The 14,468-nt window shown below is 70.7% G+C and carries 13 protein-coding genes and 1 tRNA gene; 4 read left to right on the plus strand and 10 right to left on the minus strand.

What is annotated here, in order from left to right:
• Nucleotides 1-63 precede the first annotated feature (63 nt).
• The gene (locus tag ACQEV2_RS17890; protein WP_433054536.1) at nucleotides 64-693 is read left to right on the plus strand and encodes a MerR family transcriptional regulator; all 630 of its coding nucleotides are present in this window, start codon (nucleotides 64-66) and stop codon (nucleotides 691-693) included.
• Here the strand turns inward: ACQEV2_RS17890 and ACQEV2_RS17895 are convergent.
• Entirely contained in the window at nucleotides 690-1,493 is an 804-nt protein-coding gene (locus tag ACQEV2_RS17895; RefSeq protein ID WP_433041945.1) for an exodeoxyribonuclease III, read from the minus strand. The two genes, ACQEV2_RS17890 and ACQEV2_RS17895, sit on opposite strands and share 4 nt — an antisense overlap.
• 77 nt (nucleotides 1,494-1,570) lie before the next feature.
• On the opposite strand from ACQEV2_RS17895, the gene ACQEV2_RS17900 reads away from it, so the two are divergent.
• Nucleotides 1,571-2,047, plus strand: coding sequence for a GNAT family N-acetyltransferase (locus ACQEV2_RS17900; protein ID WP_433041948.1), 477 nt, complete (start codon nucleotides 1,571-1,573; stop codon nucleotides 2,045-2,047).
• Between the two features lie 4 nt (nucleotides 2,048-2,051).
• Here ACQEV2_RS17900 and ACQEV2_RS17905 read toward each other — a convergent pair whose 3' ends face one another.
• The 8 genes from ACQEV2_RS17905 to galU all read right to left on the minus strand — a co-directional run bounded on the left by ACQEV2_RS17905 (nucleotide 2,052) and on the right by galU (nucleotide 9,033).
• Nucleotides 2,052-3,281, minus strand: coding sequence for an MFS transporter (locus ACQEV2_RS17905; RefSeq protein ID WP_433054539.1), 1,230 nt, complete (start codon nucleotides 3,279-3,281; stop codon nucleotides 2,052-2,054).
• Nucleotides 3,282-3,389: 108 nt separating this feature from the next.
• Nucleotides 3,390-3,463, minus strand: a tRNA-Ala gene (locus ACQEV2_RS17910).
• Nucleotides 3,464-3,550: 87 nt separating this feature from the next.
• Complete coding sequence (sepX, locus tag ACQEV2_RS17915) at nucleotides 3,551-4,828, minus strand: divisome protein SepX/GlpR (protein ID WP_433041951.1); 1,278 nt, start codon at nucleotides 4,826-4,828, stop codon at nucleotides 3,551-3,553.
• A gap of 208 nt (nucleotides 4,829-5,036) precedes the next feature.
• Complete coding sequence (locus ACQEV2_RS17920) at nucleotides 5,037-5,672, minus strand: GNAT family N-acetyltransferase (protein WP_433041954.1); 636 nt, start codon at nucleotides 5,670-5,672, stop codon at nucleotides 5,037-5,039.
• A gap of 20 nt (nucleotides 5,673-5,692) precedes the next feature.
• Nucleotides 5,693-6,193: a MogA/MoaB family molybdenum cofactor biosynthesis protein gene (locus ACQEV2_RS17925; protein WP_433041957.1), complete on the minus strand. Its 501-nt coding sequence runs from the start codon at nucleotides 6,191-6,193 to the stop codon at nucleotides 5,693-5,695.
• The gene (gene moaC, locus ACQEV2_RS17930; protein ID WP_433041960.1) at nucleotides 6,190-6,717 is read right to left on the minus strand and encodes a cyclic pyranopterin monophosphate synthase MoaC; all 528 of its coding nucleotides are present in this window, start codon (nucleotides 6,715-6,717) and stop codon (nucleotides 6,190-6,192) included. Before moaC ends, ACQEV2_RS17925 begins: the two co-directional genes overlap by 4 nt.
• 86 nt (nucleotides 6,718-6,803) lie before the next feature.
• Nucleotides 6,804-8,126, minus strand: coding sequence for a molybdotransferase-like divisome protein Glp (glp, locus tag ACQEV2_RS17935; protein ID WP_433041963.1), 1,323 nt, complete (start codon nucleotides 8,124-8,126; stop codon nucleotides 6,804-6,806).
• A gap of 4 nt (nucleotides 8,127-8,130) precedes the next feature.
• Nucleotides 8,131-9,033, minus strand: a complete 903-nt coding sequence (gene galU / locus ACQEV2_RS17940) for a UTP--glucose-1-phosphate uridylyltransferase GalU (RefSeq protein WP_433041966.1) — start codon at nucleotides 9,031-9,033, stop codon at nucleotides 8,131-8,133.
• 134 nt (nucleotides 9,034-9,167) lie between these two features.
• On the opposite strand from galU, the gene ACQEV2_RS17945 reads away from it, so the two are divergent.
• Complete coding sequence (locus tag ACQEV2_RS17945) at nucleotides 9,168-9,758, plus strand: 5-formyltetrahydrofolate cyclo-ligase (protein WP_433041969.1); 591 nt, start codon at nucleotides 9,168-9,170, stop codon at nucleotides 9,756-9,758.
• Nucleotides 9,759-9,830: 72 nt separating this feature from the next.
• Here the strand turns inward: ACQEV2_RS17945 and ACQEV2_RS17950 are convergent, their stop codons facing one another.
• Nucleotides 9,831-12,617 (minus strand): penicillin acylase family protein, encoded by a 2,787-nt coding sequence (locus tag ACQEV2_RS17950; protein WP_433041972.1) that lies wholly within the window; start codon nucleotides 12,615-12,617, stop codon nucleotides 9,831-9,833.
• A 269-nt stretch (nucleotides 12,618-12,886) separates the two neighbouring features.
• Between ACQEV2_RS17950 and ACQEV2_RS17955 the strand changes: the two genes are divergently transcribed.
• Nucleotides 12,887-14,383 (plus strand): potassium/proton antiporter, encoded by a 1,497-nt coding sequence (locus ACQEV2_RS17955; protein ID WP_433054542.1) that lies wholly within the window; start codon nucleotides 12,887-12,889, stop codon nucleotides 14,381-14,383.
• Nucleotides 14,384-14,468: the final 85 nt, after the last annotated feature.

Here is a 14,468-nt window from a genome sequence, read left to right on the forward strand (position 1 = left end):
GCGAGGAAAGTTACCGTCGGTACGAATTAAGGTTCCGGGGTGACCGAGAAGCGTGAGTACCGCATGGAAGAGCTGGCCCGCCTGGCCGGCATCACGGTGCGCACCCTGCGCTTCTACCGCGAACGCAAGCTGATCCCGCCGCCCCGCCGCGAGGGCCGTATCGCCTGGTACGACGACCATCACCTGGCCCGCCTGCGCACCATCGCGGCCCTGCTGGAGCGCGGCCACACCCTCACCGGCATCGCGGAACTGGCCGAAGCCCTCGACCACGGCCGCGACGTCGCCGACCTGCTGGGCGTGGAGCCCCCCTCGGAGGAAGAACCCGTCCGCCTCACCCCCGAGGAACTCGCCGCCCGCTTCGAGGGCCAGGTCACCCCCGAGAACCTCGCCGCCGCCCTGGACCTCGGCTACCTCGGCACCGACGGCGACGAGATCGTCCACATCAGCCGCCGCCTCCTGGACGTCTCCTCGGCCCTGGTCCGCGAAGGCATCCCGCTCGCGGAGGTCCTGGCAGCGGGCAGACGCGTCCGCGAACACGTGGACGCCCTGGCAGAGATGTTCGCCGACCTGGTCCTGCGCCACGCCGGCGAGGACGACCTCCAGCGACTTCGTCCCCTCGCCCGGAGCGTGGTGGAGGCGGAGCTGTCGCTGGCACTGGACCGCCGGCTGCGGAAACAGAGCGAGCGGGACTAGCGGTCGTAGACCACCGTGACGGGCGCGTGGTCCGACCAGCGCTCGGCATGCGTGGCCGCGCGCTCGACATACCCCTTGAGGGCCTTGTCGGCGAGACCCGGCGTCGCAGCGTGGTAGTCGATGCGCCAGCCGGTGTCGTTGTCAAAGGCGCGCCCGCGATACGACCACCACGAGTACGGTCCCTCGGTGTCCGGATGCAGCGCCCGCACGACGTCGACGTACCCCCCGTCGACCGCGTCGAAGACCCGCGTGAGCCACTCCCGCTCCTCCGGCAGGAACCCGGAGTTCTTGGTGTTGCCACGCCAGTTCTTCAGGTCGGCCTGCTGGTGGGCGATGTTCCAGTCGCCGCAGACGAGGACCTCGCGGCCGTCGGCGGCGGCGCGTTCGCGCAGGTCCTTCAGGTAGGCCAGGAACTCGCCCATGAAGCGGACCTTCTCGTCCTGCCGCTCGGTGCCGACCTCGCCGGAGGGGAGGTAGAGCGAGGCGACCGTCACACCCGGCAGGTCGGCCTCGACGTAACGCCCGCTGCCGTCGAACTCGGTCGACCCGAAGCCGACCTGGATGCGGTCGGGCTCACGGCGGGTGTAGAGGGAGACGCCGGCCCGGCCCTTGGCGGCGGCGGGCGCGTGCACGACGTGCCAGCCGTCGGGCGTGCGGACGGCCTCGGGCAGTTGCTGCGGCTCCGCGCGCACCTCCTGCAGGCACAGCACATCGGCTTGCGTACCGGCGAGCCACTCCACGAAGCCCTTCTTCGCGGCGGCGCGCAGCCCGTTCACATTCACAGAGGTCACAGTGAGCACCCGGGCACGATACCGGCACACTGGACGTTGTCCGATTCTGGAACCCCTTGATCTTGAATTGATATACGGTACCTAGCATGCATATACGTCGCGTCTCCTTCGACCACCCCGACGCCGTCAAGCTCAACGACCAGGTCCAGGCCGAGTACGGCGTCCGCTACGGCGACGGCGGCGATGCCACGCCCATGGACCCGGCGGACTTCGAGGCGCCGAACGGCCTGTACCTGATCGCGTACGACGGGCTCGGCACCCCCGTGGCCTCCGGCGGCTGGCGCACACAGGACGAGAACGGCGAGGGCAACCGGGACGGGGACGCCGAGATCAAGCGCATGTACGTGATCGAGCAGATGCGCGGGCGGGGCCTGGCCAGGCGCATTCTGGCCGCGCTGGAGGAGGACGCGCGGGCGGCGGGCCGCAGGCGCATGGTGCTGGAGACCGGGTCCAAGCAGCCGGAGGCGGTGGCGCTGTACACGTCCAGCGGGTACGAGCCGTGCGAGAAGTTCGGCTACTACCGCTTCCACGAGCTGAGCCTGTGTTACGCCAAGGCGCTGTGAGCGGTCAGTTCCGCAGTGCGTTGATGCGATACACGTCCCGTACGCAGAGGTTGAGGACGGCTGCGGCCACGACCAGAGCGGCGCAGGCCACCAGCACCGTCCGGTTGTCCCATACGCCGGCCGCGAGCGCGGTCAGCAGGTAGCCGAGGGGGATCGCCAGCCGCTCCCCCACGCCGTTGAACGCGCTCATGCGCCCCAACTCGCCCTTCGGCACATGCTGTTGGAAGGCGGACGTCCACGCGACGACCGAGACGTCCAGCGCGATGCCTGCGAGCAGCGTGGCCAACAGCACCCAGGGCAGCGGCAGTCCGTACCCCAGGGCGAGCAGCGGCCCGGCGAGCGGCAGGCAGGCCACGACGGCCACCGCGAGCAGCCGGTACGGCCGCCAGCGCAGGCACACCACGGTCCCGGCCAGCAGCCCCGCCGCGAACGCGCCCTGCACCAGCCCCCAGTCACGCGCCCCCGCGTACCGCTCGGCCGCGACGACGGGCCCGAGCAACTGGAACCCGGCCAGCCAGGCGGCGACGAGGACGGTTCCGGCCGCCGTATAGGTCCACAGCCAGGTCCGCGACCAGAAGCCGGCCCATCCCTTGCGCAGATCGCTCAGCGCACTGGCGACGGCGACCGGCGCGTCCAGGCGCAGCCCGAGCAGCAGGACGGCGGCGACGGCGAAGGTGAGCGCGTCCCAGGCCAGCGCCCAGGCCGGTCCGCTGACCGCGACGACGACTCCGCCGAGGGCCGGTCCGAGCACCTTGACCGCGTTGTCGGGCAGCCTGAGCAGGGCGTTGGCCTGCTGCAACTGGTCCGCGGGCACGATCTGGGCCACGGCTCCGTGAGCGGCGGGCACGGTGAAGGCCACCGCCGTTCCCGAGACGAAACCGCAGACCGCGATGGAGGCGGTCGTGGCGTGGCCGGTGGCGACGGTGGCCGCGAGCGCTCCTTGGGCGGTGGCTGCCAGCAGGTTGCCGAGGAAGAGCAGCCGGCTCCGGGACACACGGTCGGCGAGCACTCCGCCGACGAGGAGGAAGACGACGATCGGAACGGTGTTCGTGGCGAGTACCACACCGAGGGCCCGGGTTCCGCCGCCCTGGTCGATCACGGAGTACGCGAGCGCGAGGGGCGCCATCGCCGATCCGGTGGCGGAGATCAGACTGGCGGTCATGTACCGCCGGAAGGCCGCTGTCCGCAGGGGCGCCGCGCGCCGGGACGGTAACTCTGCGGTGACCTTCTCCACACTCCCCCTCAAGCCGCCGCCCCTTGGGCACAACGAAAGATCCCGCCCGATCAACCGATCGGACGGGATCTCGCCAACTCCCCAAGTTCCCTTGGAAAGTCGTTGCGGTGGACCTGAGGGGATTTGAACCCCTGGCCCCCTCGATGCGAACGAGGTGCGCTACCGGACTGCGCCACAGGCCCTTGCAACGAGTGAAACTTTAGCACCCCGATCGGCCTGCTTGGAAATCCGTTCCTGGTCGGGCGCCCGGGCCGCCAGGGGGCCGTCGGCTACTCGTTCGCCGCTCGGGGCCGGTCGCCGTCCTCGTACTGGTCGAACAGTGGCGTACGGCCCCGCTCGCGGGCCCGGCGGGCGGAAGCGGCCGTGGGGTTCCCCCCGCGGGAGCGGATTCGACCGTGGGGGCGGGCGTCGCCGCGGCCGTCCCCTTCGGTCTTCTCCTCGTCGCGCGCCGTGTCCGCCGGCTCCGCGCCCCGTGCGGCACCGTCCCCGGCGTCGGCGCCCGCGTCGCGGTCCCGCGCGACGGAGCTCGACCGGGCGGAGCTCCAGGCGTCCGGCGCCCCGAGATCCACGTCGGAGGTGGCCCGCGGAGCGACCGGTGCGGTCACATACGTCGGCAGCGGCACCGGGACCGGGTCCCAGCTGTCGCCGTGCCCGGGCCGCCGCTGCCGCTCGCGCTGCTGGTCGACCCACTCGGCGTGGTCCGTCTGCTCGACGAGGGCACGCCGGTCCGCGGCGAGGGCGGACAGCCCGGTGTCGGTGCCTGGTTCGGGCCCCTCGTCGGGCTCGTCGATGCCGTCACCGCCGTCGGCGCCGCCGCGCCGGCGCGACTGGCGCGCGTGCTCACGCAGCCGCTGCGCGGCGGCCTCGGCGCGGCGCCGGTCCATCTGGTAGGCGAAGCGGCGGCGCTCCTGGGAGCGCAGGTAGGCGATGTACCCGCTGAGCAGCACGGCGGGAACGCCGGGCGCCCACAGGAACGCGAGCCCGCCGACCGCGGCGACGACCGCGCCGAGGGTGAAGGCGAGGAAGAGGACGACGGTGGTGCGCCGGCGGCGGGCGAGCACCTTGGAGCGCCGGGCGCGTGCCGCGGCCGCCTCCTCCGAGGGCGAGCGCCGGGCGGCGGGCACGCGCCCCCGCGCCTTGGGTGCCGAGCCGAGGCCCGGTTCGGGCGCGGATGCCGTGCCGCGTTCGGGTGCCGGTCTGGACGCCTGTTCCGGCACCGACTCCGGGCGTCCCGGCGCCTGCGCCTGGACCGTCACCTGGGTCTGCGGACGGGTCGGAGGCACGGCGAAGGCCCGGACGTCCACCGACTCGGTGACGTCGCCCGGGTCAACGGCGCTGGGCTCCCCCTCGTCGGTGGAGCGCGCGCGCAGGTCCTTGGCGTACCGGCGCTCCATCCCCGCCCGTCCGGACAGCAACCGGATGGCTGTGCTGAAGCGTTCCGTCGGACGGGCCTCGTTCAGCTCGTCCTGCCTACGGAGCCACATCGGCACCAGGTAGGCGGCCCAGGCCCCGACAATGACTGCGTAGATGAGGCCGCTGCTGCTCACGCCTCACACGGTAGAGGGGTTTGCGTGAGGCCATCTGCCAATTGAGCCGGTGTGTCGCACGATCTGGCTGATATTTCGAACTTTTTTTGTGACCGATGCGATCAGCAGCCCACCGAGGGCGCGAATTTAATGCCCCGAGCCGGTCATCCGGCGATCAATTTCGAACACTTATTCAATTTCCGGGGCTACTGTCGGGGCGACTTCCGCGCTACGCGGGATTCCCCTGGGTGTTCTGCGGGTTCGTACGCGGAGTCTGCTGAGAGCGTGCCCGGTGCCAGCGGCCGAGCAACCCTTCCGGCACCTCTTCCGCCGTGAGCGCGAAGACGAGATGGTCCCGCCAGGCTCCGTCGATGTGGAGATAACGCGGACGCAGCCCCTCCGCACGGAATCCGAGTTTCTCCACGACCCGGCGGCTGGGCGCGTTCTCGGGGCGAATGCAGACCTCGATGCGGTGCAGACCGACGGTCCGGAAACAGTGGTCCACGACGAGCGCCACGGCGGTCGGCATCACCCCGCGCCCTGCCACCGCCTCGTCCACCCAGTAACCGACGTGCCCCGAACACATCGAGCCCCAGGTGATCCCGGCGACCGTCAACTGCCCGACCAGCCGCCCCTGGTACTCGATGACGAACGGCAGCATCCGGCCCGCGTTCGCCTCGGACCGCAGATGCCGGACCATCTGGCGGTAGGTCGGCCGGTGTGCGATCGGCCCGCTGGGCGTGGGCGGCGGAATCGTCGCCTCCCAGGGGCGCAGCCAGTCGCGGTTGCGCCGGTTGACCTCGCGCCAGGCCCGTTGGTCGCGCATCTTTATCGGCCTCAGGACGACGTCGCCGTCCCGCAGCACGACGGGCCAGGATGGGCTGTTCAGCTCGCACCCCCACTGCTCGGTCTGGGGTGGTCACCGCCGCGGATCTGGTCGACGGCGTGGGTCAGGAGCGATTCCAGGACGGCCAGGCCGTCCTTCACCCCGCCGCTGGAGCCGGGCAGGTTGATGATCAACGTGCGCCCGGCGACTCCGGCGAGCCCCCGGGACAGCGCCGCCGTCGGCACCTTGTCCCGTCCGAACGCCCTGATCGCCTCCGGAATGCCCGGCACCTCGTAGTCGATCACCGCACGGGTCGCCTCGGGCGTGCGGTCGGTCGGCGAGATACCGGTGCCGCCCGTGGTCACGATGACGTCGTACCCGGCGTCGACACCGGCGCGCAGGGCGGCCCCGACCGGGTCTCCGTCGGGCACGACCTGCGGTCCCTCGACGTCGAAGCCGAACCTCCTCAGGCCGTCGGCGATCAGCGGACCGCCCTTGTCCTCGTAGACGCCGGCGGCGGCCCTGTTGGAGGCGGTGACCACTAGAGCGCGATACGTCATGCCCGGCTCCAGTCGCCCGACTTGCCGCCCGTCTTCTCCTCGACCCGTACGTCCGTGATGACCGCTCCCTTGTCGACCGCCTTCACCATGTCGATCACGGTGAGCGCGGCGACGGAGACCGCGGTGAGGGCTTCCATCTCGACACCCGTGCGGTCCGTCGTCTTCACCGTGGCCAGGATCTCCACGGCGTCGTCCGCGACCGACAGGTCCAGTTTCACACCGGACACCGCGAGCGGGTGGCACAGCGGGATGAGATCGGGGGTGCGCTTGGCGCCCATGATGCCGGCGATACGCGCGGTGGCGAGGGCGTCACCCTTGGGCACCCCCTCGCCGCGCAGCAGCTCGATCACGCGGGGTGAGACGAGGACGCGTCCGCTGGCGCGGGCGGTGCGCGCGGTCACGTCCTTGCCGGACACGTCGACCATGCGGGCGGCGCCCGCCTCGTCGATATGCGTCAGTCGGTCCTGGGTGAGTGGGTCCTGCGCAGGGGATCCGGGGGTCTCCCCCCGGGAAGGCTCAGTCATGCTGGTGTGGCGCTCCCGGTCCGGGCCCGTCGCGGTGCGGCGCACGGGCCTTGTGTGCGCGACACGGTACCGCCAACCAGGGCCGCTCAGCCGAGCAGGACCACCTCGACCTCGGCACCGGGCTCGACGCTCTCCACGTCCTCGGGGACCACGATCAGCGCGTCGGCGTGCGCGAGGGCGGCGATCAGATGGGATCCGGCGCCGCCGATCGGCCGCACCTCACCGTCGGCGTACGTCCCGCGCAGGAACTGTCTGCGGCCCTTGGGCGAGGTCAGCGCCTTGTCCGCGGTGAGCGTCGCGGTGGTCCGGGGCCGGTGGACGTCCTGAAGGCCCATGAGCGTGCGGATCGCGGGGCGCACGAACAGTTCGAAGGAGACGTACGACGACACCGGGTTGCCCGGCAGCGCGAGCAGGGGGATGTGGTCGGGGCCGATGGAGCCGAAGCCCTGGGGCTTGCCGGGCTGCATGGCGAGCTTGCGGAACTCGACGCCGCTGCCGGCCTCGTCCTCGTCGCCGACGTGGGACAGCGCCTCCTTGACGACGTCGTACGCCCCGACGCTCACGCCGCCGGTGGTGACCATGAGGTCGGCGCGCACGAGCTGGTCCTCGATGGTGTTGCGGAGCGTCTCGGCGTCGTCGGCGACGGCGCCCACGCGGTAGGCGATGGCGCCGGCGTCCCGGGCGGCGGCGGTGAGGGCGAAGCTGTTGGAGTCGTAGATCTGGCCGCTGCCCAGGTCCTCGTCGGGCTGGACGAGCTCGCTGCCGGTGGACAGGACGACCACGCGCGGGCGCGGGCGCACGCGCACCGTGCCGCGGCCGATCGCGGCGAGCAGGGCGATCTGCGGCGGGCCGAGGACCGTACCGGCTTCGAGCGCCCGGTCGCCCGCCTTCACGTCGCTGCCCTTCGCCCGCACATGCGCGCGTGCCTCGGCCGACCGGTACACGTGCACCTCGCCGTGGGCGCCCTCGGGGGCCAGGCTGCGTGCGCGCATCCCGGTCACCGGGCCCTCGCCGAGGCCCCCGTCGGTCCACTCCACCGGAACGACGGTCTCGGCGCCGGGCGGCAGCGGGGCACCGGTCATGATGCGGGCGGCCTGGCCGGGGCCCACCTGGAGCAGTCCGGCCTGGCCCGCCGCGACGTCCCCGACGACCTCCAGGACGGCGGGGAACTCCTCGCTCGCGCCCGCGACATCCGCGACCCGCACCGCGTACCCGTCCATGGAGCTGTTGTCGAACGGCGGCAGGGAGACCGGCACCGTGACGTCGTCGACCAGGACACAGCCCTGGGCGTCGAGCAGTTGCAGCTCGATGGGTTCGAGGGGGCGGACGGTCGCGAGGATGTCCTCCAGGTGTTCGTCCACCGACCAGAGGTGGTCCTGGTCGGCGGGGCGGGGCGCGGCGGTGCTCAAATCGCTACATCTCCTCGGCTACGTAACTGCGAAGCCAGGCCCGGAAGTCCGGGCCCAGGTCTTCACGTTCGCATGCGAGTCTGACAATGGCACGCAGATAGTCGCCACGGTCACCGGTGTCATAGCGGCGGCCCTTGAAGACGACGCCGTGCACCGGGCCGCCGACCTTCTCGTCCTGCGAGAGCTGCTGGAGGGCGTCGGTGAGCTGGATCTCACCGCCGCGGCCCGGCTCGGTCTTGCGCAGTATGTCGAAGACGGCCGGGTCGAGGACGTAGCGGCCGATGATGGCGTAGTTGGACGGTGCGTCGGCCGCGGCCGGCTTCTCGACGAGGTCGTGCACCTTGACGACGTCGCTGTCCTCGGTGGGGTCCACGGCCGCACAGCCGTAGAGGTGGATCTGCTCGGGCGCGACCTCCATCAGCGCGATGACGCTGCCGCCGCGCTGCTCCTGCACCTCGACCATCCGCTTGAGCAGCGGGTCGCGCGGGTCGATCAGGTCATCGCCGAGCAGGACGGCGAAGGGCTCGTGGCCGACGTGCGGGGCGGCGCACAGCACGGCGTGGCCGAGGCCCTTGGGGTCGCCCTGGCGCACGTAGTGCATGGTGGCGAGGTCGCTGGACTCCTGCACCTTCGCGAGCCGGCCGGCGTCGCCCTTCTTCTGGAGGGCCGATTCCAGCTCGTAGTTGCGGTCGAAGTGGTCCTCCAGCGGGCGCTTGTTGCGGCCCGTGATCATGAGGACGTCGTCGAGACCGGCGGAGACGGCCTCTTCGACCACGTACTGGATCGCCGGCTTGTCGACGACCGGCAGCATCTCCTTGGGAGTGGCTTTGGTGGCCGGCAGGAAGCGGGTACCGAGGCCCGCTGCGGGGATGACAGCCTTGCTGATCCGAGGGTGCGACTGAGTCATGCCCGCCACCTTATCCGGTGCCTTTGTAGGGAATCTGAGGCTCCGGTTATTTGGCTCTCATATGAGCGCATTGGGAAGGGTACGGGAAGCGACTGGTGAGTCACATCGGACGTCCGGGCGACACTGACAAGCGAATGTTGCGGCGAGAGCTCCTCGCGGTGAGAAGCAGGTTGACGGCGGATGACGTGCGGGCATCGGCGACCGCGCTGGCCGAGCGGGCACTGGAGCTGCCCGAGTTGGCGCAGGCGCGCACGGTGGCGGCGTACGTCTCCGTGGGCAGCGAACCCGGCACGCTCGCGCTGCTGGACGCACTGCGCGCGCGGGGCGTGCGCGTCCTGCTTCCCGCGCTCCTGCCCGACAACGACCTCGACTGGGGCGCCTACGCCGGGGAGGACTCCCTCGCCCGGGTCCAACACGGCGGCAGGATGGCCCTCTTCGAGCCGAGCGGCGAACGCCTCGGCCCGGATGCCGTGACCGACGCCGACGTCGTGCTGCTGCCGGGCCTGGCGGTCGACGCGCGCGGGATGCGCCTGGGGCGCGGCGGGGGATCGTACGACCGCGTCCTGGCCCGGCTCGAACGCGCGGGCGTCCGGCCCGCGCTCGTGGTGTTGCTGTACGACTCCGAGGTCGTCGAGCGCGTTCCCGAGGAGCCACACGACCGGCCCGTGCACGCCGTGGTGACGCCGTCGGGTGTCCGCCGCTTCGGGAAGGGCGGGGAGGCGTGAGCCACGCCCCTGCGGCGAAGGGGCCCTCCACGCGCGCGTGGAGGGCCCTTCCAGCTGTCCGCCGTCACCGGGTCACGGCCTGAGCACCAGGGTGTCGCTCGTGCTCTCGTCGACCGCGCCGTCGGAGAAGGACCAGTCGAGCAGTTCGCCGTCGGCCCACTTGTCCGTCTGGTCGGTGTAGTGGGCGTTGTAGGCGTGCCCGGAGGCACCGGTGAGGTTGATCCACTTCGACTTGTCGAGGTCGCCGAGGTTGACCACCATCCGCATCGACGGCACCCAGACGACGCCGTAGCCGCCCGCGGCGTTCCAGCCGGTGGCGTTGACCGTGGCCTCGCCGCCGCTGAGCTTCCAGGGGCCGCGGTTGAGGGCGTACTGGAGGAAACCGGGGCCCTCGGTGCCGAGGGTCTGGTTCTTCAGGAACAGGCGGTGCAGTCGGCCCCAGCTCCAGGTGTCGATGTCCTTGCCGAGCTTGGCGGTCAGCTCCCAGCGGGCGTCGATCATGGCCCGCTTGAACAGCTGGTCGCGGTCGGTGGCCCCGGGGCGGTTGCCCGACTTCGGCGTGCTCCACCAGTCGCTGTCCTCGTCGTCCACGAGGCTGCGCACGACCTCGAACCAGCGGTCGCCTCCGTCCGGCTGCGCCTGGTCGGCGTCGCGCTCACCGCACTCGCGCACCTTCTGCGTCTCGTCCGCGGGGCCGGTGGTGTTGACCGGGTCGACCAACAGGCACTGGCCCTTGACCCGCAGCTCCTTGGGCAGCTTGTTGCCGAAGGCGAGCTTGAGGATGTTGCGCCAGACCGAGTTGAAGTAGGCCGCCGCCGCCGAGTCGGCGTCCTGGGTGTAGTCCCAGCCCTCCAGGAGCTCCTGTGCGTCCCGGACGTCCTTCGCGTGCCGGACGTCCTTGTCGTCGATGTCGATCTTCAGCAGCTGGGGCACGAGCAGCTTGGCGATCTCGCTGCTGTTGTCGAGCTGCATCTGGCGCATGTCGTCGGTGGAGATCTTGCCGCCGTCGTCGATCTTCGACTGGATCAGGTCGGTGATGCGCTGGCTGCGGGTGCCGTAGCCCCAGTCCGTGGTGAGCGTGTAGGGGTACTTGTCCTTGTCGATCACCGCCTGGTTGGCGGTGACGATGTAGCCGCGGGCCGGGTTGTACTCGTACGGCAGCTCGTCGTCGTCGATGTAGCCGGTCCAGCGGGACCTGGAGTCCCAGCCCGGCGCCGGGACGGAGCCGTCGTAGCCCTTCGCGCGCGTGGGGATCTTTCCCGGCAGCGTGTAGCCGATGTGGTCCTCGGTGTCGGCGTAGATCAGGTTCTGCGAGGGCACGTCGAACAGGGTCGCCGCGGCACGGAAGTCGTTCCAGTCCGCCGCCCTGTCCATGGCGAAGACGGCGTCCATGGAGGTGCCCGGGTCCAGCGCGGTCCAGCGCAGCGCGATGCCGTAGCCGTCGCCACGGTCGGGGGCGGCGGTGTCGACGGTGGCCTTCTTGCCGACCTTCACCAGCTCGGAGCTGCGGTCGGACAGCAGGGGGCCGTTGTTCGTCTCGCGGACGACGATCTTCTTGGGCTCGCCGCCTGCGACCTTGATGGTCTCCTCGCGCGTCTCGAAGGGCACCGTCTTGCCGTCGAGCTGGTAACCGTCGCCGGAGAGCTTCTCCAGGTAGAGGTCGGTGACGTCGACGCCGGAGTTGGTCATGCCCCAGGCGATGTTCTGGTTGTGGCCGATGATCACGCCGGGCATGCCCGCGAAGGTGTAGCCGGTGACGTCGTACTGGCATTTGCTGGAGACCGTGCGGCAGTGCAGGCCCATCTGGTACCAGACGGACGGCAGCGACGCCGACAGGTGCGGGTCGTTGGCCAGCAGGGGCTTGCCGGTGATGGTGTGCTTCCCGGAGACCACCCAGGAGTTGGAGCCGATGCCGTTGCCGTTCACGCCGACGGCCGTGGGCAGGTCGTCCAGGACGTTCTGCAGCCCCGCCAGCTGGCTCTGCAGGCCGGCGGTGCCCGAGGAGGAGGCCGTGCCCGCCGTGCCGCCCGTGGAGCCGGCGGTGGACGAGCCCGCGGTGGACGTGGAGCCGCTCTGCTCGAACGTCTTGGTGATCTCGTCGTACTGACCCGCCTGGACGATCGTCTTGTTGCGGCTGTACGGGTACTGCGGGTACAGGTCCGCGATCTCCTTGGGGCCGAGGCGGCTGGTCATCAGGGCGCGGTCGATCTCGTCCTGCATGTTGCCGCGCAGGTCCCAGGCCATCGCCTTGAGCCAGGAGACCGAGTCGACCGGGGTCCACTTCTCCGGCTTGTAGTCGTTGGTGAAGCCGAGGGCGGCGTACTCCAGGGAGATGTCCTTGCCCTCCTTGCCGTCCAGGTAGGCGTTGACGCCCTTGGCGTAGGCCTGGAGGTACTTCTTGGTGGAGGCCGACAGCGTCTTGTCGTACTCCTGCTGCGCGATGCGGTCCCAGCCCAGGGTGCGCAGGAACTCGTCGTTGTCGACCTGGCTCTTGCCGAACATCTCCGACAGGCGCCCGGAGGTCATGTGGCGGCGCACGTCCATCTCGTAGAACCGGTCCTGCGCCTGGACGTAGCCCTGCGCCATGAACAGGTCCTCGTCGGAGGAGGCGTAGATCTGCGGGATGCCGTAGCCGTCGCGCTTGACGTCGACGGGCCCGGACAGGCCGTCGAGCGTGAGCGAGCCCTTGGTCTGCGGGAAGGAGGCGCGGACGGTACTGATGGACCAGTAGGCACCGCCGGTGACGCCTGCGATCACGGCCAGCACCAGGACGAGGACGATCAGACGGGCTTTGCGCCCCTTCTTCCTGCCGGACTTGCCGGGCTGCTGACCCGTGGAGGCGGTGGTATTGGGGGGCATCGCTGTCCTTGCTGTCCTAACGCGAGCGGCAGGGCCGGCTGTCCTTTTGAATGAGCGCTGGAGCAACCATAGGCGCAGGGCCCGGTCCCACTTGACGCGGAGTGGTGAACCAGCGCGGACGGACGTTCGATCATGCCTCTCGGAGTGTCAAGAAATCGTCAAGAGTTAGGTAAGGTAACGAAGTAGTTGGGTGCGGAGAACCGCCACTTCGTGTCCTATGTACGTGACCCACGCGCGCTTGCGCGCGGGCCAGGGAAAGGGAACAGCCGCTGACTGTCCACGACCTCAACCAGCTCCTGCTCGTCTGCTCGCTCGTCCTGCTCGTCGCCGTCGCAGCGGTCCGGATCTCCTCGCGCAGCGGGCTCCCCAGCCTGCTCGTGTACCTGGGCATCGGCGTGCTCATGGGCCAGGACGGCATCGGCGGCATCCGCTTCGACGACGCCGAGCTGACCCAGGTCATCGGGTATGCGGCGCTGGTCGTGATCCTGGCCGAAGGTGGTCTGGGCACGAAGTGGAAGGAGATCAAGCCCGCCCTGCCGGCCGCGTCCGCGCTGGCGCTGGCCGGCGTCACGGTGAGCGTCGGGGTCACGGCGGCGGCCGCGCACTACCTGGTCGGGCTGGAGTGGCGGCAGGCGCTCATCATCGGGGCGGTCGTCTCCTCGACCGACGCCGCGGCGGTGTTCTCCGTCCTGCGCAAGATCCCGCTGCCCGCGCGCGTGACGGGCACTCTGGAGGCCGAGTCCGGCTTCAACGACGCCCCTGTGGTCATCCTGGTGGTCGCCTTCTCCGAGCACGGCCCGATCGAGCACTGGTACGTGCTGGCGGGCGAGATAGCACTGGAGCTGGCCATCGGTGCGGCCATCGGCATCGCGGTGGGCTGGCTGGGCTCCTGGGGTCTGCGGCATGTGGCGCTGCCCGCCTCGGGTCTCTATCCGATCGCCGTCATGGCCATCGCCGTCACCGCGTACGCGGCCGGCGCGATGGCGCACGGCAGCGGCTTCCTGGCCGTCTATCTCGCCTCGATGATGATGGGCAACGCCAAGCTGCCGCACTGGCCCGCCACCCGCGGGTTCGCCGACGGGCTCGGCTGGATCGCGCAGATCGGCATGTTCGTCCTCCTCGGCCTGCTGGTCACCCCGCACGAGCTGGGCGACGACATCGTGCCCGCGCTCCTCATCGGGCTGGCGCTGACCATGGTGGCGCGCCCGCTGAGCGTCGTCGTGTGCCTGACGCCGTTCCGCGTCCCCTGGCGGGAGCAGGCGCTGATGTCCTGGGCGGGGCTGCGCGGCGCCGTGCCCATCATCCTGGCGACGATCCCGATGGTGGGCGGTGTCGAGGACAGTCGCCGCATCTTCAACATCGTCTTCGTGCTGGTCGTCGTCTACACCCTGGTCCAGGGGCCGACGCTGCCCTGGCTCGGCCGCACGCTGGACCTCGGCCGGGGCCCGGAGGCCGCCGACCTCGGCATCGAGTCGGCGCCCCTGGAGCGGCTGCGCGGGCACCTGCTGTCCTTCGCGATCCCCGAGGGCTCGAAGATGCACGGCGTCGAGATCAACGAGCTGCGGCTGCCCGCCGGAGCCGCGGTCACTCTCGTCGTCCGCGACGGAAAATCGTTCGTTCCGCTGCCGACGACGGTCCTGCGGCTCGGGGACGAACTGCTCGTGGTCGCCACGGACCCGGTTCGTGACGCCGCCGAGCGCCGGCTGCGCGCCGTGGGCGCCGGGGGCAAGCTGGCCGGGTGGCTGGGGACGAACGGGTCCGTCTGACGGGCCCACGGGCCTTGGGGGCGCTTTAATCGCAGGTGAAGCGCCGGATGGTGCTCGGTTTCACAGGATCAGCAGGCGCTGCTCC

This window comes from Streptomyces sp. CA-251387, from assembly GCF_050936625.1.
In the GTDB taxonomy this organism is placed as follows: domain Bacteria; phylum Actinomycetota; class Actinomycetes; order Streptomycetales; family Streptomycetaceae; genus Streptomyces.

Coding starts and splice junctions, on each gene's coding strand:
- ACQEV2_RS17950 (WP_433041972.1), bottom strand. CDS start 12,617: ATGCCCCCCAATACCACCGCCTCCACGGGTCAGCAGCCCGGCAAGTCC.
- moaC (WP_433041960.1), bottom strand. CDS start 6,717: ATGACTGAGCCTTCCCGGGGGGAGACCCCCGGATCCCCTGCGCAGGAC.
- ACQEV2_RS17890 (WP_433054536.1), top strand. CDS start 64: ATGGAAGAGCTGGCCCGCCTGGCCGGCATCACGGTGCGCACCCTGCGC.
- galU (WP_433041966.1), bottom strand. CDS start 9,033: ATGACTCAGTCGCACCCTCGGATCAGCAAGGCTGTCATCCCCGCAGCG.
- ACQEV2_RS17925 (WP_433041957.1), bottom strand. CDS start 6,193: ATGACGTATCGCGCTCTAGTGGTCACCGCCTCCAACAGGGCCGCCGCC.
- ACQEV2_RS17945 (WP_433041969.1), top strand. CDS start 9,168: ATGTTGCGGCGAGAGCTCCTCGCGGTGAGAAGCAGGTTGACGGCGGAT.
- ACQEV2_RS17900 (WP_433041948.1), top strand. CDS start 1,571: ATGCATATACGTCGCGTCTCCTTCGACCACCCCGACGCCGTCAAGCTC.